Genomic DNA, 21,799 nt, shown 5'->3' with positions numbered 1-21,799 from the left:
CTAGGATCGGCCCATGCGACTGCTGATCATCGGCGGCACCCGTTTCGTCGGCCACGCGATGGCCGAGGCGGCGCTCGCCGCCGGACACGAGGTGACGGTGTTGCACCGGAACGCCACCGAGGACCTCCCGGACGCCCGCCACCTGCTCGCCGACCGCGACGGCGACCTCTCGGCACTCGGCGAAGGCACGTGGGACGCCACCATCGACACCTGCGCCTACCTGCCCGGGCAGGTGGCCTCCCTCGCCGACGCCCTCGGGGACCGCGGCGGCCACCACCTGCTGGTCTCGACGGTGTCCGTCTATGCCGAGCCGGCCGCCGCGGGAGCCACCGAGGATGCCGAGCTGCTGGCGGCGGCGGAGCCCGAGGTCACCGAGGTCACCGGCGAGACCTACGGGCCGCTCAAGGTCGCCTGCGAGGCGGTGGCGCGGTCGCGCTACGCCGACGCCGGGTTGACGCTGGTGCGGCCGACGTACGTCGTCGGGCCGCGCGACTACACCGGTCGGTTCCCGTGGTGGGTGAGGCGGCTGGCGCGCGGCGGCCCGACCCTCGCCCCCGGACCCTCGGACGCCCCCATGCAGGCCATCGACGCGCGTGACATGGGTCGTTGGGTGGTCGCCCTGGCCGCGGACCGGGTGGCGGGCACCTTCACCGCGGCGCGACCGGCCACCACGTTCGGGCAGCTGCTCGAGGAGACCGCCGCGGCGCTCGGCAGCAGCGCCGAGCTGGTCCGGGTCGACGGCGACTGGCTGGTCGGCCAGGGCGTCGACGCCGCGCAGCTGCCGCTGTGGTCGGAGGGGACTCCGGAGCAGGCGCTGGCGATGTCGACCGACCGCGCGGAGTCGGTCGGCCTCACCCACCGACCCTGGGCCGACGTCGTCCGCGACACCCTGGCCTGGGCCGAGGCCGATCCCGAGTCGGCGGCCGGCCGCGGCCTGGGGCTCTCCCCCGAGCGGGAGCAGGAGCTGCTCGCCGCCTGGCGGGCCCGCGCCTGACAGACCCGCCTGTGCTCTTGCCGGTCCGGGCGAGCTGCAGGACGCTGAGGGAATGTCCCACGCGACGACCGACCCCCGACCGATGACGGTGCCGCTCACCGCCTGCGCCGCCGGCGCCGTGGTGGCGCTGCTGCTGGGCGTGTTCGGCAGGGTGCACGACCCGACGCTCTCCGGGACCACCACGCTGGGCTACGACACCGTCCTGGCGATGAAGGTCGTGGTGTCGTCCGTGATCGCCCTCCTGGCGCTGCTGCAGCTGCTCGGCGCCCTGTGGCTCTACGGCAAGCTGGGCCGGCCGGCGCCGGCGTGGCTGGGTCGGGTCCATCGGGCCTGCGGCGCGCTGGCGGTGCTGCTGATGCTCTTCGTGGGCTACCACTGCCTCTGGGCCCTGGGGCTGGAGTACGGCCATCTCCCCGACGGCGAGGAGGTGTCGCTACGCACCGTCGTGCACGGTGTGCTCGGCTGCGTCGTCTTCGGCGCCCTGGTCGTCAAGGTGGTGGCCGTCCGGTCCCACCGCGCACCCGGCTGGTTCCTGCCGATCGCGGGCGGCCTGCTGTTCACCGTGCTGGTGCTGGTGATCCTCACCTCGGTCGGCTGGTACGTCGGCACGAAGGGGTGGCCCACCTGAGGGCAAGGCGCCGCCCAGCACGCGCAGAAGGCCGCCTCCGGAGCTCCGGAAACGGCCTCTGACCTGCGAAAACGCTGGTCGGGCTGACAGGATTTGAACCTGCGACCCCTTGACCCCCAGTCAAGTGCGCTACCAAGCTGCGCCACAGCCCGATGCCCGTCGCCGGGAGGCGCTCGAGCGGAGTGAACCCTACCGCAGGCGGGCGGCTGTCCCCCAAACGGGCCCGGCCACGGGACTCGTGGCAACTCTCGCGCGCCCAGCCGCATCCCATCGGTACGTCCACCCACGAGACCCGATGTGGAAGGAGTGCCCGTGCGCCGCACCGCCTCCCTGACCGCCCTGCTCACGACCACCGCGCTGGCCCTCGGGCCGATGGTCGGTCCCGCGCGGGCCGAGGACACCACCGCCCGCCAGGCCGTGAGCACGGTGACGGTACGCCTCGGCACGCTGCCGACCGGCTCGCACGCGCGGACGACGTACCTGATCGGCCGCGACCTGCACCTGGCCGACGGCACCGTGCGGCACCTGCCCTTCACCAAGGCGCAGGCGAGAGACCTGGTGCTCGCCGGCCGCGCCGGCGGCGGCTGGGTGATCGGCGGTCCGGCGATGCCGTCGCGGGACTTCGTCCTGGTCAAGGGGAAGAAGAAGACCGTGGTCCACCGCGGCTTCTCCGACGACGACACGGACTCCTGGCGGCTCAGCCGCGAGGGCACCCGGCTGCTGGTGTCCTATCTCGACCGGGGCGACGACACCGAGTTCTTCGTCAACCGTCTCGACGGCACCCGGGTGGTCTACAAGTACGTCCCCGGCCCCAGCAGGATGCTGGAGTTCGCCGCCGGCACGGTGACGTTCAGCGTCGGTGCGAAGACCAAGCAATGGAGCAAGGCCGAGGGGATGTCCACGCTCACGAGGCGGCCCAGCGCCCTGGCCGACCAGCCGCACGACCTGCTGTTCGTCCGCGGCGACCACGCCGGCGAGTTCGGGCCGACGACCCTCACCGCCCCGGACACCCCGACGTGGACGGCCTCGTTCCTGCCGGTCGCGCTCTCCCCCGACGGCACCCTGGTCGCTGGATACCAGCGCAAGGGCGGCTGGACCACCCACCGGATCGACGTACGCCGAGTCAGCGACGGGGAGCGGATCGCGAGCTACCAGCCCGGCATCTCGGCGACGCTGCGCTGGGAGGACGACGGCGCCCTGCTCTGGACCGACTACCTGCGCGGCTGGACGTCCAAGCACGCCCTGGTGCGCTGCACGATCGGCAAGAAGTGCCAGCGGGTGACCAGCCTGGTCAAGAGCCGCCCCTTCGGCTTCCCCTCGCCGTGACCGTCGGCTGCCGCTGCCCGGGTCAGCGCTTGCGCTTCTCCCGCGGCCGCTGCTGCAGCACGATCGGGGTGCCGACGAAGCCGAACTCCTCGCGCAGCCGGCGCTCGATGAAGCGTTCGTACGACGCCTCCAGCTTGCCGCTGGTGAACAGGATGAACACCGGCGGCGCCGTCGACGCCTGGGTGCCGAACAGGATCTTGGGCTGCTTGCCACCGCGCACGGGGTGGGGGTGCTCGGCGACCAACCGGCCCAGGAAGGCGTTGAGCGCGCCGGTCGGCACCCGGGTCTCCCACCCCTCCAGCGCCCGGTCGATCGCGGGCACCAGTCGGTCGACGTGCCACCCGGTGCGGGCGGTGATGTTGATCCGGGGCGCCCACTGCACCTGCACCAGGTCGCGCTCGATCTCGCGGTCGAGGTAGTAGCGGCGCTCCTCGTCGACCAGGTCCCACTTGTTGAAGGCGATCACCAGGGCGCGGCCGGCCTCGCGGACGGTCTGGATGATCCGGACGTCCTGCTCGGAGATCGACTCCCCGCCGTCGACCAGCAGCACCACGACCTCGGCCCGATCGATCGCGGTGGCGGTGCGCAGCGAGGCGTAGTACTCGTGGCCGGAGGCCTCCTTGACCCGCTTGCGGATGCCGGCGGTGTCGATGAACCGCCAGGTCCGGCCGCCGAGCTCGACCAGCTCGTCGACCGGGTCGACGGTGGTGCCGGCAACGTTGTCGACGACCACTCGCTCCTCGCCGGCGAGCCGGTTGAGCAGCGACGACTTGCCGACGTTGGGCTTGCCGACGAGCGCCACCCGCCGCGGGCCGCCCACCTCGACCTCCCGCTCCGGCGGCGGCTCGGGGAGGGCGGCCAGGCAGGCGTCGAGCAGGTCGCCGGAGCCGCGCCCGTGCAGCGCCGAGACCGGCAGCGGCTCGCCGAGCCCGAGGTTCCACAGGCCGTAGGCCTCCGCCTCGGTGCGAGCGTCGTCGACCTTGTTGGCGGCCAGCACGACGGGCTTGCCGGAGCGACGCAGCACCTTGACGACGGCCTCGTCGGCGTCGGTGATGCCGACCGTGGCGTCGACGACGAACAGCACGGCGTCGGCCAGCGACACCGCGATCTCGGCCTGGGCCTTGATCCGCTCGGCCATCCCCCGGGCGTCGGGGTCCCAGCCTCCGGTGTCGACGACGGTGAAGGCCCGGCCGTTCCACTGCGCGTCATAGGACACCCGGTCACGCGTGACGCCGGGGCGGTCCTCGACGACCGCCTCCCGCCGCCCGATGATCCGGTTGACGAGCGTCGACTTGCCGACGTTGGGCCGTCCCACGACGGCCAGCACCGGCAGCGGGCCGGCGGCGTCGGCCTCGACGGCGTGCTCGGTCTCGGGGCCGGTCTCGTGCTCGCTCACGACGCGTCCCCGGCAGCGACGGCCTCGGCGAGCGCGACCACCTGGTCGATCACCTCGTCGAGGGTGTACGCCGTGGTGTCGAGGTGGGCGGCTCCGTCGGCCTGCACCAGCGGCGCCGTGGCCCGGGTGGAGTCGATCACGTCCCGCTGCAGCAGCGACGCCTCGGTGGCCGCGAGGTCGGACCCGCCCTCCTCGAGGGCCCGACGGGCGGCGCGGGCGGCCGGGTCGGCGGTGAGGTAGACCTTCACGGGCGCGTCGGGCAGCACCACCGACCCGATGTCGCGGCCCTCGACCACGATGTCGCCCTCGGCGGCGACGGCACGCTGCAGCTCGAGCAGCCGCGCGCGCACCGCGGGCACCGCGCTGACCGGGCTGACCGCGGCGTTGACCGCGTCACTGCGGATCTCGACCGACACGTCGACCCCGTCGACGCTGATCGTGGGCGTCAGCGGGTCGGTGCCGGACTCGACCAGCGGCTCGCCGGCGCGTGCGGCGACCGCCTCGGGGTCGTGGACGTCGACGCCGTGGTCGAGCATCCACCAGGTCACCGCGCGGAACATCGCCCCCGTGTCGAGGTAGCGCAGCCCCAGTCGGGCGGCCACCCCGCGTGAGGTGCTGGACTTGCCGGAGCCCGACGGGCCGTCGATCGCGATCACCAGGCCGGCGGTGCTCGGCTGGCCGGTGCCCGGGGCGGGCGCGTCGGTGCTCACGGGGTGCCTCTCGAAGGAGCGGAAGGGCGCCGCGGAGGCGGCGTACGAACCGACACAGCCTAGCGGTGAGCCACCCATCCCCTCGATTCCAGAGCGGTCAGCAGCAGGTCGGCACGCGCCTCCTCGACCACCAGCTCCACCAGCCCGGTCTCCCGACCGGGATCGTGGTCGATGCGCACGTCCTCGATGTTGACCCCGCTCTCCCCCGCGTCGGTGAAGAGCCGCGCGAGCTCGCCGGGATGGTCGGGCACCGAGACATAGAGCGGTGCGGTTGGCGCGGGCGTGCCGCCGTGCTTGCCCGGGATCGCGCGGGTGCCCGCGACCCCTCGCTCCAGCATCCGCTCGAGCGCCTCACCGGAGCCACTGCCGACCGCCGCCATCAGCGCGTCCAGCTCGCCACGGAGCTCGCCCAACATCGTCAACACGGCCTCGGCGTTGCCGCCCACGATCTGCCGCCACAACCCCGGGTCGCTGCCGGCGATCCGAGTCACGTCGCGAACCCCCTGGCCGGACAGCGCCAGGTGCTCCGGCGGCGCCTCGGCCAGCCGTGCGGCCATCAGCACCGCCACCAGCTGGGGCAGGTGGGACACCCGCGCCACGGCCCGGTCGTGCTCGCCGGGCGTCAGCCGCAGGGGCACGCCGCCACACACCCGGGCCAGCTCCTCGACCAGCTCGACCGCGTCCGGAGCACTGGCCTCGTGGGGAGTGACGGCCCAGGGCCGGCCGTCGAACAGCGCCTCGCTGGCCGCCAGCGGCCCGGAGCGCTCACTGCCGGCCATCGGATGCGAGCCGACATAGCGGGTGAGCTCGCCCGGCGACACCTCGGCGGCCACGGCGGCCAGCGGCCCGGTCTTGATGCTGCCGACGTCGGTGACGACGGCGTCGGTCGTCAGCAGCGCCGCCGCGACGGCGTCGGCCAGGTGGTCGGGTGGCACGGCCACCACGACCACCTGCGGCGCGTCATCGTCACGCAGCGGCCGGCCGGCTCCCAGCCCGGTGGCCGTGCGCACGTGGTCGGCCGCCACGTCGGCCAGCAGGGTCTCGAGGCCCGCCCGCCGGCAGGCGAGCGCCACCGAGGTGCCCAGCAGGCCGGTCCCGACCACCAGCACCGGACCGGTCAGTCGCTGGCTCACGTGGGTCCCTCGACGGCGGGCTCGGCCTCGTCGGGCACCGAACGCACCCGGGTCAGGTCGGTGCGGAGCAGCGCGGCGCCGTGGAGGTAGCAGTGCGTGAGGTCGGCGCGCGGCAGGTCGGTCTCGACGTGGGCCAGCATCCGCACGACGCGCGGCATCGAGCGCTCGATCTCCAGCTCCTTGGCGCACAGCAGCGGGACCTCGCCGAAGCCGAGTCGGCGGGCGGCATAGGCGGGGAACTCCGAGACCAGGTCGGAGGTCGCGGTGAAGATGACCGAGATGAAGTCATCGACCTCCAGGCCGTTGGAGGCCATCACGTCGGTCACCATCTCGGCGACCCGCTCGAGCATGTGCTCGCGGGTGTCCTCGTCGAGCTGGGTGGCCCCCCGCACGGCTCGCACGGCCACGGTGCTGCCTCCTCCGCTGTCGCTCGCCGGCCCGTGGACCGGGCGCTCCCGATCCAGAGCACACCCTAGTGCCGCGTCCGGGTCAGAGGCCGACGCCGTCCAGCAACGCCCCCAGCTCGTCGGAGGTCAGCTCGCGCACGGCACCGGAGCGCAGCGAGCCCAGCCGCACCGGGCCGAGCCGGGTGCGAGTCAGCCGGCGTACGGGATGGCCGACCTCGGCCAGCAGCCGTCGCACGATCCGGTTGCGGCCCTCGTGGATGACCACCTCGACGATCGCGCGACCGGCGGCACCGCCCTCGCCCCGGCTGACCACGCGGGCCGACGAGACGGCCACCGGTCCGTCCTCGAGAGTCACCCCGTCGCGCAGCCGCTGCAGGGTCGCCTTGGTGACCTCGCCGTCGACCTCGGCGACGTAGGTCTTGTCCACCTCGTACGACGGGTGCGCCAGGCGGTGGGCGAAGTCGCCGTCGTTGGTGAGGATGATCAGCCCGGAGGTGTCGGTGTCGAGCCGGCCGACGTGGAACAGCCGCTCGGGCCGCTCCGCCACGAAGTCCTGGAGCGTCCTGCGACCCTCGGGGTCGGACATCGTCGACACCACGCCGCGCGGCTTGTGGAGCACCAGATAGACGTGCGGCGACACCGGAGGCAGCCGCCGGCCCTGCACCCGGATCACCGCGGTGCGCGGGTCGACCTTGGTGCCGAGCCGGGTGACGACCTCGCCGTCGACCTCGACCTGCCCGTCGAGCATCAGCTCCTCGCAGCGACGCCGCGAGGCCACGCCCGACTGCGCCAGCAGCTTCTGGAGGCGGACCAGCCCGTCGTCTGCCGGCCCCGCGTCGGCGCTCCCGTCGGCGGTGCCCGGCCGGGAGCCGGCGTCGGGATCGGTCACGCGTCGGTGCCCTCGCCCGCCGCTGGCGCCTCGGCCTCGGCGGCGGGTGCGACGCTGTCGGCGAGGCCGACCAGCTCGTCCTCGAGGTCGTCCATCTCCGGCAGGTAGGGCGCCAGCTCGGGCAGCTCGTCGAGGGACTGCACCCCGATCCGCTCCAGGAAGTAGCCGGTGGTCCGATAGAGCGTGGCGCCGTGCTCGCCGTCGTGGCCGGCCTCCTCGACCAGTCCACGGGTGAGCAGCGTGCGCATCACGCCGTCGACGTTGACACCACGGATCGCCGACACGCGGGCACGCGAGACCGGCTGCTTGTAGGCCACCACCGCCAGCGTCTCGAGGGCCGCCTGGGTCAGCCGGGCCTGCTGCCCGTCGAGCACGAACCCCTCGACCACCGAGGCGTACTCCTCGCGCGTGTAGTAGCGCCAGCCCCCGGCGACGTTGCGCAGCTCGAAGCCCCGCCCCTGCTGGGTGTACTCCTCGGCCAGGTCCTGCAGGGCCTGGCCCACCTCGGACACCGGGTAGCCCACGGCCGAGGCCAGGGCCACCTGGTCCAGCGGCTGGTCGGCGACCATCAGCACCGCCTCCAGCGACGGCCGCAGGTCGGCCATCGGTACCGCCAGCGTCGCCTCGTCGGGGTGCGGGGCCTGCTGGGCCTGCTCGGTCATGGGGTGTCCTCCTCGCTCACGGCGACCGGATCGGGGTCCCCGTCGGCAGCGGCTGCAGCGTCGGCAGCGGTCTCGGCGTCGGTCTGGGCGGCCGCCTCGGTTGCCGCCTCGCGCTCGTCGGGGGCCTCGGCGGCCGGCGTACCGTCGTCCTCGCCGGGCGGCTTGTCGAACTCGTCGTCGATCTCGATGTCGCCCTCGTCGCTGCCGGTCCAGCGGACGGTGAGCTCACCGAGCGGGGTCACCTGGTCGAATCCCACGGCACCCTCGCGGAACAGCTCCAACAGGGCCAGGAACCGGGCCACCGTGGTGATCGTGTCCGGAGAGTCGCCGCACAGCGCACGGAACGTCATGGTGCCGCTGCGGCGGAGCCGGTCGACGACCAGCGCCGCCTGCTCGCGCACGCTGACCTGCGGTGCGTGGATGTGGGCCAGCGACAGCTCGTGGACCGGCTTGGGCTCCATCGCCTTCGCGGCCAGGGCAGCGAACTGGTCGAGGCCGATCCCGATCAGCACCTCGGGCAGCAGCGTGGCGAAGCGCTCCTCCAGCCCCACCGCGCGGGGGTGCCGCCGGGTCTCCTCGGCGAGCCGGCGCTCCAGGACGCCGGCGACCTGCTTGAAGGCCTTGTACTGCAGCAGCCGCGCGAACAGCAGGTCGCGAGCCTCCAGCAGCGCGAGGTCCTCCTCGTCCTCCACGTCGCCCTGCGGCAGCAGCCGGGCGGCCTTGAGGTCGAGCAGCGTCGCTGCGACCAGCAGGAACGACGTGGTCTGCTCCAGGTCCCAGACCGGTCCCCCGGCCTTGACGTGGGCGATGAACTCGTCGGTCACCCGCGACAGCGACACCTCGGTGATGTCGAGCTTGTGCTTGCTGATCAGCTGCAGCAGCAGGTCGAAGGGGCCCTCGAAGTTGTCCAGCCGGACCTCGAAGGCGGAGCCGCTGTCCGGTGCGTCCGAGGCGTCGGCGGAGGCGGGGTCGAGCGCCTGCTCCGGCGCCGGCACGGCGACCACGTCGCTGGGTGCCGGGCCGCTCATGGCGTGGTCATTCCTCGGTCAGCCGCCTCACCAGGGCGGACTCCTCGCCGGCGTCCTCGAACTCCGCGAGCACCAGCGCCAGCGCCTCGCGCACCAGCCGACCACGGTCGACGGCCAGTCCGTGCACCGCGCGCAGCTGCAGCCGGGCCTGCTCCAGGTGGAGCAGCTCGGCGGCGGTGACGTAGACGGTCATCTTCTCGTCGTGCCGTACCCGCCCGCTCGGCCGCGGTGGGCCGCTGGGGCGGTCGTCGGGGTCGGGGACGGCGCGCACCCGCGAGGACGTCCTCGGGGTGGTCGTCGGCTCCGTGGGGTCGGTGGGGCGGAACAGGTCGTCCGCCGTGGGCATGCTCACCCGTCGTGCCAACGGTCGAGCACCTCCTTGGCCAGCTGGCGGTAGGCGTCGGCGCCCGTCGAGTCACCGGCGTACGTCGTGATCGGCTCGCCGGCCACCGTGGAGTCCGAGAACTTCACGGTGCGCCGGATGACGGTGTGGAAGACCTGGTCGCCCCAGGCCTCGACGAGACGCTGCATGACCTCGCGGCCGTGCAGGGTGCGGCCGTCGAACATCGTGCCGAGGACACCGTCGATCACGAGCTGGGGGTTGAGCCGCTCCTGGACCTTGTCGATGGTGTTCTTGAGCAGCGCGACGCCGCGCAGCGCGAAGTACTCGCACTCCAGCGGCACGATCACGCCCGTGGAGGCGGTCAGCGCGTTGACGGTGAGCAGGCCGAGCGAGGGCTGACAGTCGATGAGCACCACGTCGTAGCGCTCCATCGCCGGGGCGAGCACCCGGGCCAGGGTCTGCTCGCGGCCCACCTCGTGGACGAGCTGCACCTCGGCGGCCGAGAGGTCGATGTTGGACGGCAGCAGGTCCATGCCGGGCACCCCGGAGGGCACGATCACGTCGTCGAGCGTGACGTCGCGGTCCATCAGCAGGTTGTAGGCCGTGAGCTTCATCTCGTGCGGGTTGAGCCCGAGGCCGACCGACAGCGAGCCCTGCGGGTCGAAGTCGACGAGCAGCACCTTGCGGCCGTACTCCGCGAGCGAGGCGCCGAGGTTGATCGTGGTCGTGGTCTTGCCGACGCCGCCCTTCTGGTTGCACAACGAGACCACCCGGGCGTGGCCGTGCTCGGTGAGCGGCTGCGGCTCCGGGAACTCCGGCAGCGGCCGGCCGGTGGGCCCGAGGACGACCTCGACCGGCTCCTCGGCCGGCTCGACCTCACCGGCCGCAGCTGCCGGAGTCGGCTCGACCTCACCGGCCGCAGCTGCGGGCTCGACCGGCTCCTCGGCCGGTTCGTCGCGGGTCGGGAACGGGACGGTGTAGCTCACCACGGTGTCGCCTCCTGGGGAAGGGGAGGGATGGGTGGGACCATCGGCGGCATCTCGGGGGCACTGCTGCCGGGGTTGCTGCCCGGCTGTCCGGGGCTTCCCCGAACGGTGAGCCACCGCTCATCTGCACTCCTCGCTGTCGGCGGCGGGGCCGCTGCACCCCGTCACCTTTTGTCGACACGGCGACATCTCGCCCGTCGTTCGTCAGGCTAGGTCGGCTGCCGAGGCCCGAACAAGCCGAACCGCGGTTACCCCCAGGACTTTGTGAAATCTGTTGACGACGTGTGGACGAGGAGGGCGCGATCTGCACATCCCGCGCTCGGCCTGTGCAGAACCTGTGGAGGACCGACGTCAGGTGCGGGGATAGACGGTCACCTCGGTCGCCTTCACCACGAACACGGCGGAGACGCCGGGTGCCAGGCCGAGCTCGGCCACGGAGCGGGGGGTCACGTCGGCGCTCAGCCCGCCACCGCGGACCCGCAGGTGGCCCGCCTGTGGCTCGACGGAGGTCACCGTCACCGCGACGGCGTTGCGCGGGCTGCCTCCGGGGGCGGTGAGGAACACCGACACCGCCGAGGGCGGGAAGACGGCCACCGCCGGCTCGCCGGCCACGGGCCCGATCTCGGCCGACTCGCCCACCACGCGCAGCCCGTCGTCGGTCACCAGCCCGTCGTCGGTCCACCGGCCGGACACCAGGTTGAGCCCGGCGATCTCGGCCGCGAAACGACTGCGCGGCTGGGTGAGCACCTCGCCGGTCGGTCCCTGCTCCACCACGGCCCCACCCTCGACCACGACCACCCGGTCGGCCAGCAGCAGCGCGTCCAGGACGTCGTGGGTCACCACCACGGCGGTGCGCTCGGCGAGCACCCGGCGCAGGGTCTGCCGCAGCGCCGGACGGACCGCCACGTCGAGCGCGGCCATCGGCTCGTCGAGCAGGAGCACCCGAGGCTCCGCGGCCAGCGCGCGCGCCAACGCCACCCGCTGCGCCTGCCCCCGGACAGCCGGCCCGGCCGGCGGTCGGCCAGCTCGGTCAGGTCGAGGTCCGCGAGCCAGCGGTCGGCGGCCACCCGAGCGGTCGCCCGCGACGCACGTCGGCTGCGCGGCCCGAACGCCACGTTGTCGCGCACGCTCAGGTGCGGGAACAGCAACGGGTCCTGGGCGAGCAGCCCCACCGCCCGGTCGTACGCCGGCACCAGCAGGTCGCGCCCCGGCCCCCCCGCCGCGGTGAGGTCCCGGCCGTCGAGCACCACCCGGCCCCGGTCGGGTCGGAGCAGCCCGGCCACCACGTCGAGCAGCGTGGACTTGCCGGCCCGTTGGGTCCGAGCACGGCCACGGTCTCCCCGTCGGCGACGTCCAACGCGACGTCGACGCCGCGCTCGGCGACGGTCGCCGCCAGCTGCAGGCTCACAGCGCGCTCCGCCGCTGGCCGGCGACCCCGATCACCAGCACCGCCACCGCGACCAGCACCAGGGACAGCGCGACCGCGCCGGCGGCGTCGGTCTCGCGGCGTAGGTAGATCTCCAGCGGCAGCGTGCGGGTGCGCCCTGCAGGCTGCCCGCGAAGGTGATCGTGGCGCCGAACTCCCCCAGCGCCCGGGCGAAGGCCAGCACCGTGCCCGACAGCAGGCCCGGCAGCACCAGGGGCAGCGTCACCCGCCGCAGCACCGCGGTCGGCCGCGCGCCGAGCGTGGCCGCGACCGCCTCGTAGCGCTCCCCGCCGTCCGCAGCGCGCCCTCCAGGCTCACCACCAGGAACGGCAGCGCCACGAAGGTCTGCGCCAGCACCACCGCGGCGGTCGAGAAGGCGATCTGGACGCCGAGCACCTCCAGCGTCGAGCCGAGCAGGCCGCGCCGGCCGAAGGTGTAGAGCAGCGCGATGCCGCCGACCACCGGGGGCAGCACCAGCGGCAGCAGGACGAGCGAGCGAACCACCCCAAGAAGCGGTACGACGACCGCGCCAGGACCACCGCCATCGGCACCCCGAGGAGCAGGCACAGGATCGTGCTGGCCGTCGCGGTCCGCAGGCTCAGCCACAGCGCGTCCTGCGAGGCCTGCGAGGCCAGCAGCTCCCCGAAGCGCCCCCACGGGGTGCGCAGCACCACGGCCAGGAGCGGCAGCAGCACGAACGCCGCCCCCAGCAGCGCCGGCGCCAGGATCCAGCGGGGCAGGCCCAGGCGGCTGCGCGGGTCGGTCACCCCGACTCCGTCGTCCGCGCCTCCGGCGGTCCGAAACCGGCGCCTTCGAGCACCTGCTGCCCGGCGTCGGAGCGCACCAGGTCGACGAACTCCCCGCCAGGGTGTCGTGGTGCGACCCGGCGACCGTGGCGATCGGGTAGACGTTGACCACCTGCGCGGCCTGCGGCACCTCGATCCCGGTCACCGCGTCGCCGGCGGCCTGCACGTCGGTGACGTAGACCAGCCCGGCGTCGGCCTCACCCGAGGACACCTTGGCCAGCACGTCGGTCACCTTCTGCTCCTCACTGACCGGCGTCAGCTTCACACCCGCCCGGGCGGCGAGCTGCTGGGTGGCGGCGCCACAGGGCACCTCGGGGGCACAGACCACCACGTTGACGTCGGGGCTCTCGAGGTCCTGCATGGAGCGGATCCCGGCCGGGTTGTCGGCGGGAACCACGATCTCGAGGGTGTTGGTGGCGAACGGCACGGGATCGGACCCGGCGAGGTCGGCCGCACTCAGCTTGTCCATCGTGGGCTGGTCGGCCGAGGCGAACACGTCGGCCGGGGCCCCCTCCTGGATCTGGGCGACCAGGTCGGAGGAGCCGGCGAAGCTGAACTCCACCGTCACTCCCTGATGGTCGGCCTCGAACTCCTTGCCGAGCTCGGTGAACGGCGCCGTGAGGGACGACGCGGCGTAGACCGTCAGCGTCGTGTCGCTCGACGACGAGCCGCCCGCGGAACAGCCAGCGAGCAGCACGACGCCCGCGGCAAGGGCGGCAACTGCCCGGCTCATGCCTCTCCTCGGGTGGTCTCGACGATCACGTTGGTGGACTTGATCACGGCCACCGCCACCGAACCGAGCTCGATGCCGAGGTCGCGGACCGCCTCGCTGCTCATCAACGACACCACCCGGAAGGGCCCGCACTGCAGCTCCACCTGGGCCATCACGGCATCGGTGCGGATGTCGGTCACCAGCCCGACGAACCGGTTGCGCGCCGAGCTGACCACCCCACCGGGCACGGCGGGCGGGTTCGCCTGGTCGCGGGCGACCTGCGCCAGCGCATGGCCGTCGACCACCATCCGGCCGGACTCGTCCTGGTCGGCGGCCAGCAGCCCGCGGTCGACCCAGCGGCGCACGGTGTCGTCGGAGACCCCGAGGTAGACGGCGGCGTCACGAATTCGCACATGCGGCATGGAAGGATGCTAGCGCACGCAGATGCGGCTCATGTCTCAGGCGTGATCCGCAGCAGCCGGTCACGGTCGCCGTTCGACGTGGTCACGTAGAGCGCCCCGTCGGGTCCCAGCCGCGCGGCGCGCAGGCGACCGAAGGGACCGTTGGTCTCCTCGGGTACGTCGACCTCGGTCACCGCGCCCGCCTCGTCCAGGCGCAGCACCAACAACTTGGCCCCCTTGAGCGCGGTCACCACCAGCGCGCCGTCGAGGCTCCCCCACTGGTCGCCCTCGAGGAAGGCGTCGGCGCAGATCGCCTGGGTGGTGCTGCCGGACTGCCAGATCGCCGGCACCGCGTCGGGGTACCGCTGCCGGTCGGTCATCGGCACGCTCTCGTCGTAGCCGCCGACCGTGCCGCCCTGGGCGGGGTCCCAGCCGTAGTTGGCCCCCGGCTCGATGCGGTTGACCTCGTCGTTGTTGTCCGGCCCGTGCTCGGCGGAGTAGACCTCGCCGGTGGCGGGCCGGACCGCGACGCCCTGCACGTTGCGATGGCCAAAGCTGTAGACGTAGCGCTGCCGTGGGTCGGCGGCGTCGGCGAACGGGTTGTCCGGCAGCGGGCGGCCGGTGTCGAGATCCAGCCGGAGGACCTTGCCGCCCAGCGAGCCCAGGTCCTGCGCGATCGACCCGACCGCGGTGTCGCCGGTGCCGACGAGCAGGGCCCCGTCGGCGCCGATCGTGGGACGGCACCCCGAGTGCCGCCCACCCACGGCCACCGGCAGGCCGGTCAGCAGGTCGCGGACCCGCTCGGCGGAGCGGCCGTCGGCGCTGAGCCGCCAGGTGACCAGCCGGATGTCGACGGGGGTGCCGCCCTCCTGGTGGTCCTGGCAGGTGGTGAACAGCCGCGACTGCGCGAAGTCGGGGTGCACCACCATCCCGAGCAGCCCACCCTCGCCGGCGACGTAGACGTCGGACAGGTCGGCCTCGACCCGGGTCACCTCGGCGCCCGGCCGGGACGACGACAGCAGCGTCAGCCGCGCCGGGCGCTCGGTGACCAGCACCCGCCCGTCGGGCAGGAACCCGACGTCCCAGCCGTGCTCGAGCTCGTCGGTGACGACCTGGACCTGCAGGTCGGGCGCCCGCCCCGCGGGTGGCACGGTCACCGTCGGCGCCGGTGTGGCCGGCGTACCCGACCCGGCGCTCGACGACCCAGCGCTCGACGACCCCGAGGGCGGCGTGAGCACCGGCACCTCGCCGGTGCCGGGCGCGTCGTCGGAGCAGGCGGTCAGCACCAGCAGCGCCAGCGTCAGCAGCGCTCCTCCCCCGACGGTCCTCATCCGCGTGCCGGGCTCACGGGAGCCCGACGTGACCGCCCTTCATCTTCCACAGGAAGTACTTCTCGAAGCCGAGCTTCATCGCGTGGTTCTGGGGACCCGGGATCAGCACGCCGTGCTTGCGTGGCGGGAGCATCTTGTCGGCGAGGATCAGCACGCCGTTGTTGCCCGCGTCCATCACGCACACCGCGGGGATCTCCCCGAACTCCTTCTCCTCCGTGGGCTCCTCGCCGCGGATCTGGGCGGCGACGTTCTTGGCCGCGGTGTGGGCCATCGCCTCGGTCGGGAAGCCGGTCTTGGGGATGCCGACCGGCGTCGGCGTCTGCCAGGGGGCCACGACGGCGGCCGCGATGCCGACGGCATAGACCTCGTCGTGGTCCTCGGTCTGGTAGGTCGGGCGGACCTTGATGTAGCCCTTGGCGTCGGCGATGCCGTCGACCTCCTTGAGGAAGTCCTGGCCGACGAACGGCGGCACCACCATGGCGTACCTGAACGGCACCTCGCGGCCGTCGACGAGGGTGATCGCGTCGGTGTCGACGCCCGCCATCGCGACGTCGGTGACGGCCTCGATCTTCTCCTTCTTGAGGAACATGCCGAGCAGGTCCTCGCCGTGCGGCAGTCCGCCGATGCCGAAGTGGCCGAGGAACGGCTCGCTGGTGAGGTAGGTCAGCTTCACCTGCTTCTTCAGGCCGGCCTTCTTCAGCTGGTAGGAGGTGTTGAAGAGGAACTCGTAGGCCGCGCCGAAGCAGCCGGCGCTCTGGGTGGCGCCGATCACGACGTCGCCCGGGTCGGCGAGGAAGCGCTGCCAGGCCTCCTGCGCGTGCAGGGCGTCCTCGAGCGTGGTGATGGTGTGGGCGTGGCCGCCGGGGCCGAGACCCGGGACGACGTCGAAGTCGTTGCGGTAGCCGGTCGCGATCACCAGGTAGTCGTAGGACTGCTCGCCCGCGGTGGTCGCGACGGTCCGCTTCGCCAGGTCGATGCCGGTCGCGGAGGCATGCACGAACTCCACGCCGTGCTCCTCGAACGTCGGCGCGACCGGGAAGGTGATGTCCTTGGCGGCCCGCTTGCCGAACGGGACCCAGATCAGCGACGGGTTGAACAGGAACGTGTCGGACGCCGACACCACGGTGACGTCGACATCCCCCTCGAGCTCGTGCTTGACCGCCAGCGCAGCGGTCAGCCCGCCGAAGTTGCCGCCGAGGACCAGGACCTTCTTGCGCGCCATCCGAGCCACCTCCAGGATTCGATCGTCGTCGCGAGCCTAGCCCTCAACCGTCGAGGCGGTGCAGGGCCGAGGTGAGCAGCACCGGCTCCCCGACCTCGTCCGTCGCGTCGAGGTCGACCACGGAGTCGAGCACCCAGTCGCGGTCACCCGCCGGGTCGGCGAGTGTCTGGCGGACCCGGCGCAGCCGCACCTCGACGTCCTCGGCGCCGCCGGGCTGCGGACCGCGCTCCTCCTCCCCGAGCCAGAAGTACGCCGGCCCGCGGGCGTCGCCGCCGGTCTCGATGCGGTCGTGGTCGGCGTAGTAGTGCTCGAGGGCCTCGTCCCAGGCCCGCCGGTTCATCGCGACCTCCCGCGGAGGGTCGGTGCGCGTGGCGTTCTCCGCCTCGACCCGGGCCAGCCCGTCGAGGTCGTCGCGGGCACAGAGCAGGACGCGGCCGAACATCGCGTTGCGCACCATCACGACCAGCGCGCGCTGCTGCGACAGTGGCCGGGTCGGTGGCGCGGCACCGGCCTCCGGCGACCCGTCCTCGGGGTGGCTGAGCGCCTCCCACTCGTCGAGCAGCGAGGAGTCGGTCTGCCGGATCGTCTCGCCCAGCCAGTCGACGACCTCCTCCAGCGCCTCGGAGCGGTGCGCCTCCGGCACCGTCTGGCGCAGGGTGCGGTAGGCGTCGGTGAGGTAGCGCAGCAGCAGGCCCTCCGAGCGGGCCAGCCCGTAGCGACCGATCACGTCGGTGAAGCCCATCCCCTGCTCCCACATCTCCCGCACCACCGACTTGGGATCCAGGGCGTCCTCGCGCAGCCACGGGTGGGTCTGCCGATAGACGTCGTAGGCGCCCTCCAGCAGCTCGGCCAGCGGCCGCGGCCAGGTGATGTCCTCGATCCGGGCCATCCGCTCGTCGTAGTCGACCCCGTCGGCCTTCATCTCGGCGATCGCCTCGCCGCGCGCGGCGTGCTGCTGGGCCCACAGCACCTGCCGGGGCGGCTCGAGGACCGCCTCGACCACGGACACCACGTCGAGCGGGTACGTCGGCTGCTCCGGGTCGAGCAGGTCCAACGCGGCCAGCGCGAAGTGAGCCAACGGCTGGTTGAGCGCGAAGTCGTCGGGCAGCTCGACGGTCAGCACGTATCGGCGGCCGTGCGCGTCGGGCTCCTCGAGCCGCACGACGACCCCCGAGCGGACCAGGCTGCGCACCAGCCGCACCGCCCGTCGGGCCAGCCGCAGCTGCTGGCGGCGCGGCTCGTGGTTGTCCATCAGGAGCCGGCGGAGCACCGGGAAGGCGTCCTCCTCGCGGGCCAGCACGTTGACGATGAGGGCGTTGTCGACCTTCATCCGCGACGGCAGCGGCTCGGGCGTGCCGGCGACCAGCTTGTCGAAGGTCTGCTCGGTCCACACCACCGCGCCCTCGGGCGGCTTCTTCAGCTGCGCCTTGCTGCGCTTCTTCGGGTTGGCGGCGTTCTTGGCCTCCGCCTTGGCCTTGGCCCGCTCGTTGTCGATGACGTGCTCGGGCGCCTGGACGACGACATAGCCGGCGGTGTCGAAGCCGGCCCGCCCGGCGCGGCCCGCGATCTGGAGGAACTCGCGGGTGCGCAGGATGCGCTGTCGCGAGCCGTCGAACTTGGCCAGCGCCGTGAAGAGCACCGTGCGGATCGGCACGTTGATGCCCACGCCCAGGGTGTCGGTCCCGCAGATGACCCGCAGCAGGCCGGCCTGGGCGAGCGTCTCGACCAGGCGGCGGTACTTCGGCAGCATGCCGGCGTGGTGGACCCCGATGCCGGCCCGCACCAGGGTGCCGAGAGTGCGGCCGAACCCCGGGCCGAAGCGGAAGCCCGCGATCAGGGCCGCGCGCTGCTCCCGCCGCGCGCGGGGCTCCTTGCCGAACGCGCCGCGGCGCTGCAGCGCGGTGGCGTGCTCGGCGGCCGCCGCCTGGGTGAAGTGCACGACGTAGACCGGCCCCTGACCGGTGGTGACCAGCTCCTCAAGCGTCTCGTCGAGGGGGTCCAACGACCAGCTGAAGCTGAGCGGCACCGGTCGGGGCGCGTCGGTGAGCGCGGTGACCTCGCGCCCGGTCCGCCGGGTGAGGTCGTCGGCGAGGTCGGTGACGTCGCCCAGGGTGGCCGACATCAGCAGGAACTGCGCGTCGGTGAGCTCCAGCAGCGGCACCTGCCAGGCCCAGCCCCGGTCGGGCTCGGCATAGAAGTGGAACTCGTCCATCACGACCAGCCCCACGTCGGCCTGGCGACCCTCGCGCAGCGCGATGTTGGCCAGCACCTCGGCCGTGCAGGCGATCACCGGTGCCTCCGGGTTCACCGCGGCGTCTCCGGTGAGCATGCCCACCCGGTCGGCGCCGAAGACGGCGCACAACGCGAAGAACTTCTCGCTGACCAGGGCCTTGATCGGTGCGGTGTAGAAGCTGCGGCGCCCGCCCGCGAGTGCCAGGTGGTGGGCCGCGGTGGCGACCAGCGACTTGCCCGACCCGGTCGGGGTGCCGAGCACGACGTGGTCGCCGGCGAGCAGCGCCAGCACCGCCTCCTCCTGGTGCGGGTAGAGCGCCAGACCCTGCTCGCCGACCCAGGCCTCGAAGTCGTCGTAGAGCTCGTCGGGCGAGGCGCCCGGCGTGGTCACCAGCCGCATCAGCGGGCCCGCGGGTGCGCGGTCGCGAACACCTCGCGCAGGTTGTCGACGGTGACCAGCGTGTAGACCTGCGTGGTCGTGACCGACGCGTGGCCGAGCAGCTCCTGGACGACCCGGACGTCGGCGCCGCCGTCGAGGAGGTGGGTGGCGAACGAGTGCCGCAGCGTGTGCGGTGAGACGTCTCGGGTCACCCCGGCCCGCTCGGCGGCCTTGACCAGGACCGCCCACGCCGACTGCCGCGACAGCCGGCCACCCCGGGCGTTGAGCAGCAACGCCGGCGTGCCGCGACCGGCCGCGAGCAGCTCCGGGCGGCCCCGGGTGAGGTAGGCCGAGACCGCCTCCCGCGCGAAGGACCCGACCGGCACCAGCCGTTCCTTGCCGCCCTTGCCGCGCAGCAGCACCGTGCCGTCGACCAGGTCGACGTCGTCGACATCGAGCCCGACCGCCTCGGAGATCCGCGCACCGGTGCCGTAGAGCACCTCCAGCAGCGCCCGGTCGCGCAGCGCGAGCACGGTCCCCGCGCTGCCGGCCGCCTCGAGGATCGCCTCCACGTCGGACAGCGGCAGCGCCTTGGGCAGCCGCTTGGCCGGCGTCGGCGGCTTCACCGCCGCGGCCGGGTCGGCGTCGGCCAGCCCGTCGGCCACCGCGAACTTGTGGAAGCCCCGCACGGCGACCACGGTGCGGGCCGCCGAGCTCGCGCTCAGCGGCGGGTGGTCGGCATCGCCCTCACGCAGGCGAGCCAGGAAGTCGGTCACGGTCTGCTCGGTGATGGCGTCGAGCCCGTCGATGCCGGCGGCGTCCAGGAACTCGGCGTACCTCCGCAGGTCACGGCGGTAGGAGGCCAGCGTGTTGGCCGCGAGCCCCCGCTCGACCGACAGGTGGTCGAGGTAGGTGCGCACGGCCCGGGTCAGCGCGTCCATCGGCCTCCGGTCAGCGTCGCTCCGCGCCCTCAGGCGAGCACGGACTCGAGCGAGGCGGCCTCGATGCCCACCGCCTCGCCCACCGGCCCGTTGGTCAGCTGGCCGGCGTGGGTGTTGATCCCCATGGCCAGGGACGCGTCGTCGCGGCAGGCCTGCTGCCAGCCCTTGTCGGCCAGCGCCACGGTGTAGGGCAGCGTGGCGTTGGTGAGCGCATAGGTCGAGGTGTTGGGCACCGCGCCGGGCATGTTGGCCACGCAGTAGAAGATCGAGTCGTGCACGGCGAAGGTCGGGTCGGCGTGCGTGGTCGGGTGGGTGTCCTCGAAGCAGCCGCCCTGGTCGACGGCGATGTCGACCAGCACCGACCCGGGCTTCATCTGCGCCACCAGGTCGTTGGTGACCAGCTTGGGCGCCTTCGCGCCGGGGATCAGCACCGCGCCGATGACCATGTCGGCCTCCATCACCTGCTGCTGGATGGCCAGCTTGGAGGAGGCGAGCCCGTGCACCCGGTTGTTGTAGCGCCAGAACGACATCCGCAGCTTGTCGAGATCGGTGTCGAGCAGGGTCACGTCGGCGCCCATGCCGAGCGCGATGTTCGCGGCGTTCTGACCGGACACACCGGCACCGATGATGACGACCTTGGCGTTGGCCACGCCGCCGACGCCGCCCATCAGCACCCCGCGCCCGCCCTGCGCCTTCATCAGTGCGTGCGCGCCCACCTGCGGCGCCAGGCACCCCGCGACCTCCGACATCGGATAGAGCAGCGGCAGCGCTCCGGACGGCAGCTGCACGGTCTCGTAGGCGATGCCGGTGACCTTCTTCGCCACCAGCTCCTTGGTCAGCGGCTCGTCGGCGGCCAGGTGGAGGTAGGTGAACAGGGTGAGCCCCTCGCGCAGCCGGTGGTACTCCTCCGCGATCGGCTCCTTGACCTTCACCACCATGTCGGCGACGCCCCAGACCTCGTCGGGGTCGTCGAGCAGGGTGGCCCCGGCGGCGGTGTACTCCGCGTCGGGGACCTGGGAGCCGACCCCGGCGCCCTTCTGCACGAACACCTCGTGGCCGTGGGCCACCAGCTCGTGGACGCCGATCGGTGTCATCGCCACGCGGTACTCGTGGTTCTTGACCTCTTGCGGAACGCCGACCTTCACTGGGTCCTCCTCCTGGGTGCCACGTCGTCGGGGCACCCGCGCCGTGGCTCGGGTAGTGCGCCAGCCAACCTACTCTGCACGATCAGTGGGCGTCTCGCGGTGTCGGCAGCAGGTCGAGGGCGCGTGCCAGGAGCAGCGCCTGCACCACCGGCCCGTCGGCAAGGCGACCGTCCAGCGCGGCGGCGTAGAGCTCGGCGTAGGGCGCCCAGAACAGCGTCATCTCCGCCTCCTCGTGCACGAGCTCGAAGTCACCGCGCCCGACCTCGGAGAGCCCTCGGGCCAGGAACAGGTGCTGGATCTCGGTGGTCACGCCCGGGCTGGGGTACGTCGACGCGAGAGGCGTCCAGTCCTCCGCCGCCAGACCCGCCTCCTCGCGCAGCTCGCGCCGCGCCACCTCGAGTGGCTCCTCGCCGTCGACGTCCAGCAACCCCGCCGGCAGCTCGACGAACGCGATCCCCACCGCGTGGCGGTACTGCTGCAGGCACAGCACCCGGTCGTCGGCGTCGACCGCCAGCACCACCACGGCCCCGGGGTGCTCGAAGACCAGCCGGTCGAACGAGTCGTCGGGGTCGGCGCCCGGCAGGTGCAACCGGTCGCGGCGCAGCGCCATCACCCAGTCATCGCGGTAGAGGTCGGTGGTCCCCACCACCGGCCAGCTGTCGGGCCGGTCGCCCAGCGGTCCCGGCGCCTGCTCAGCCACGC

Annotated in this window: 22 protein-coding genes, 1 tRNA gene and 2 pseudogenes; 3 read left to right on the top strand and 22 right to left on the bottom strand. The window is 73.1% G+C overall.

The annotated features are described in order from the left end of the window. The first annotated feature begins 13 nt into the window (after positions 1-13). Positions 14-994 (top strand): NAD-dependent epimerase/dehydratase family protein, encoded by a 981-nt coding sequence (locus R2740_RS07490; protein WP_371302065.1) that lies wholly within the window; start codon positions 14-16, stop codon positions 992-994. 52 nt (positions 995-1,046) lie between these two features. Continuing rightward, positions 1,047-1,622 (top strand): DUF6529 family protein, encoded by a 576-nt coding sequence (locus R2740_RS07485; RefSeq protein ID WP_371302064.1) that lies wholly within the window; start codon positions 1,047-1,049, stop codon positions 1,620-1,622. Between the two features lie 75 nt (positions 1,623-1,697). On the opposite strand, the gene R2740_RS07480 is transcribed toward R2740_RS07485, so the two are convergent. Then, positions 1,698-1,774: transfer RNA gene (locus R2740_RS07480), tRNA-Pro, on the bottom strand. Between the two features lie 160 nt (positions 1,775-1,934). Between R2740_RS07480 and R2740_RS07475 the strand changes: the two genes are divergently transcribed. Then, the gene (locus tag R2740_RS07475; RefSeq protein WP_371302063.1) at positions 1,935-2,948 is read left to right on the top strand and encodes a hypothetical protein; all 1,014 of its coding nucleotides are present in this window, start codon (positions 1,935-1,937) and stop codon (positions 2,946-2,948) included. A gap of 22 nt (positions 2,949-2,970) precedes the next feature. On the opposite strand, the gene der is transcribed toward R2740_RS07475, so the two are convergent. The 21 genes and pseudogenes from der to R2740_RS07370 form a co-directional block, all read right to left on the bottom strand. Further along, the gene (gene der / locus R2740_RS07470; RefSeq protein ID WP_371302062.1) at positions 2,971-4,344 is read right to left on the bottom strand and encodes a ribosome biogenesis GTPase Der; all 1,374 of its coding nucleotides are present in this window, start codon (positions 4,342-4,344) and stop codon (positions 2,971-2,973) included. Further along, on the bottom strand, positions 4,341-5,054 hold the full coding sequence (gene cmk / locus R2740_RS07465; RefSeq protein WP_371302061.1) for a (d)CMP kinase: 714 nt from the start codon (positions 5,052-5,054) through the stop codon (positions 4,341-4,343). Before cmk ends, der begins: the two co-directional genes overlap by 4 nt. Before the next feature lie 59 nt (positions 5,055-5,113). Next, complete coding sequence (locus tag R2740_RS07460; protein WP_371302060.1) at positions 5,114-6,187, bottom strand: prephenate dehydrogenase; 1,074 nt, start codon at positions 6,185-6,187, stop codon at positions 5,114-5,116. Continuing rightward, positions 6,184-6,594, bottom strand: a complete 411-nt coding sequence (aroH, locus tag R2740_RS07455; protein WP_371302059.1) for a chorismate mutase — start codon at positions 6,592-6,594, stop codon at positions 6,184-6,186. The genes R2740_RS07460 and aroH overlap by 4 nt, the downstream gene beginning before the upstream one ends. Before the next feature lie 82 nt (positions 6,595-6,676). Continuing rightward, entirely contained in the window at positions 6,677-7,408 is a 732-nt protein-coding gene (locus R2740_RS07450; protein ID WP_371302315.1) for a pseudouridine synthase, read from the bottom strand. A 71-nt stretch (positions 7,409-7,479) separates the two neighbouring features. After that, positions 7,480-8,145 (bottom strand): SMC-Scp complex subunit ScpB, encoded by a 666-nt coding sequence (gene scpB / locus R2740_RS07445; protein WP_371302058.1) that lies wholly within the window; start codon positions 8,143-8,145, stop codon positions 7,480-7,482. Further along, entirely contained in the window at positions 8,142-9,173 is a 1,032-nt protein-coding gene (locus tag R2740_RS07440) for a ScpA family protein (RefSeq protein ID WP_371302057.1), read from the bottom strand. The genes scpB and R2740_RS07440 overlap by 4 nt, the downstream gene beginning before the upstream one ends. A 7-nt stretch (positions 9,174-9,180) precedes the next feature. Continuing rightward, entirely contained in the window at positions 9,181-9,537 is a 357-nt protein-coding gene (locus tag R2740_RS07435) for a hypothetical protein (RefSeq protein WP_371302056.1), read from the bottom strand. Then, the gene (locus R2740_RS07430; protein ID WP_371302055.1) at positions 9,522-10,505 is read right to left on the bottom strand and encodes a ParA family protein; all 984 of its coding nucleotides are present in this window, start codon (positions 10,503-10,505) and stop codon (positions 9,522-9,524) included. The genes R2740_RS07435 and R2740_RS07430 overlap by 16 nt, the downstream gene beginning before the upstream one ends. A 348-nt stretch (positions 10,506-10,853) precedes the next feature. Next, entirely contained in the window at positions 10,854-11,444 is a 591-nt protein-coding gene (locus R2740_RS07425) for a TOBE domain-containing protein (protein WP_371302314.1), read from the bottom strand. A gap of 33 nt (positions 11,445-11,477) precedes the next feature. Next, positions 11,478-11,752, bottom strand: a pseudogene (locus R2740_RS07420) (ATP-binding cassette domain-containing protein); the annotation flags it as partial. Positions 11,753-11,941: 189 nt separating this feature from the next. Beyond that, positions 11,942-12,154, bottom strand: a complete 213-nt coding sequence (locus R2740_RS07415) for a hypothetical protein (protein ID WP_371302054.1) — start codon at positions 12,152-12,154, stop codon at positions 11,942-11,944. Then, entirely contained in the window at positions 12,151-12,432 is a 282-nt protein-coding gene (locus tag R2740_RS07410) for a hypothetical protein (RefSeq protein WP_371302053.1), read from the bottom strand. Before R2740_RS07410 ends, R2740_RS07415 begins: the two co-directional genes overlap by 4 nt. Before the next feature lie 259 nt (positions 12,433-12,691). Further along, positions 12,692-13,467 (bottom strand): annotated as a pseudogene (gene modA, locus R2740_RS07405) (molybdate ABC transporter substrate-binding protein). After that, positions 13,464-13,868 carry a molybdopterin-binding protein gene (locus R2740_RS07400; protein ID WP_371302052.1) on the bottom strand — a complete coding sequence of 135 codons (405 nt, stop codon included), beginning with the start codon at positions 13,866-13,868 and terminating at the stop codon, positions 13,464-13,466. The pseudogene modA and the gene R2740_RS07400 overlap by 4 nt, the downstream one beginning before the upstream one ends. A gap of 29 nt (positions 13,869-13,897) precedes the next feature. After that, positions 13,898-15,178, bottom strand: coding sequence for a sorbosone dehydrogenase family protein (locus R2740_RS07395; RefSeq protein WP_371302051.1), 1,281 nt, complete (start codon positions 15,176-15,178; stop codon positions 13,898-13,900). Positions 15,179-15,191: 13 nt separating this feature from the next. Beyond that, a complete protein-coding gene (locus tag R2740_RS07390; protein WP_371302050.1) occupies positions 15,192-16,400 on the bottom strand; it encodes an NAD(P)/FAD-dependent oxidoreductase in 1,209 nt (402 codons plus the stop codon). A 43-nt stretch (positions 16,401-16,443) separates the two neighbouring features. Further along, positions 16,444-19,032 carry a DEAD/DEAH box helicase gene (locus R2740_RS07385; RefSeq protein ID WP_371302049.1) on the bottom strand — a complete coding sequence of 863 codons (2,589 nt, stop codon included), beginning with the start codon at positions 19,030-19,032 and terminating at the stop codon, positions 16,444-16,446. Further along, positions 19,032-19,952, bottom strand: coding sequence for a site-specific tyrosine recombinase XerD (xerD, locus tag R2740_RS07380; RefSeq protein ID WP_371302048.1), 921 nt, complete (start codon positions 19,950-19,952; stop codon positions 19,032-19,034). Before xerD ends, R2740_RS07385 begins: the two co-directional genes overlap by 1 nt. A 29-nt stretch (positions 19,953-19,981) precedes the next feature. Next, positions 19,982-21,097, bottom strand: a complete 1,116-nt coding sequence (ald, locus tag R2740_RS07375; RefSeq protein ID WP_371302047.1) for an alanine dehydrogenase — start codon at positions 21,095-21,097, stop codon at positions 19,982-19,984. Positions 21,098-21,179: 82 nt separating this feature from the next. Continuing rightward, positions 21,180-21,797 (bottom strand): NUDIX domain-containing protein, encoded by a 618-nt coding sequence (locus R2740_RS07370; RefSeq protein ID WP_371302046.1) that lies wholly within the window; start codon positions 21,795-21,797, stop codon positions 21,180-21,182. Positions 21,798-21,799: the final 2 nt, after the last annotated feature.

Source organism: Nocardioides sp. (assembly GCF_041393715.1).
Lineage (GTDB): Bacteria > Actinomycetota > Actinomycetes > Propionibacteriales > Nocardioidaceae > Nocardioides.
Note: the sequence above shows the minus strand (reverse complement) of the source record. Positions and strands in the feature narration are given on the sequence as shown.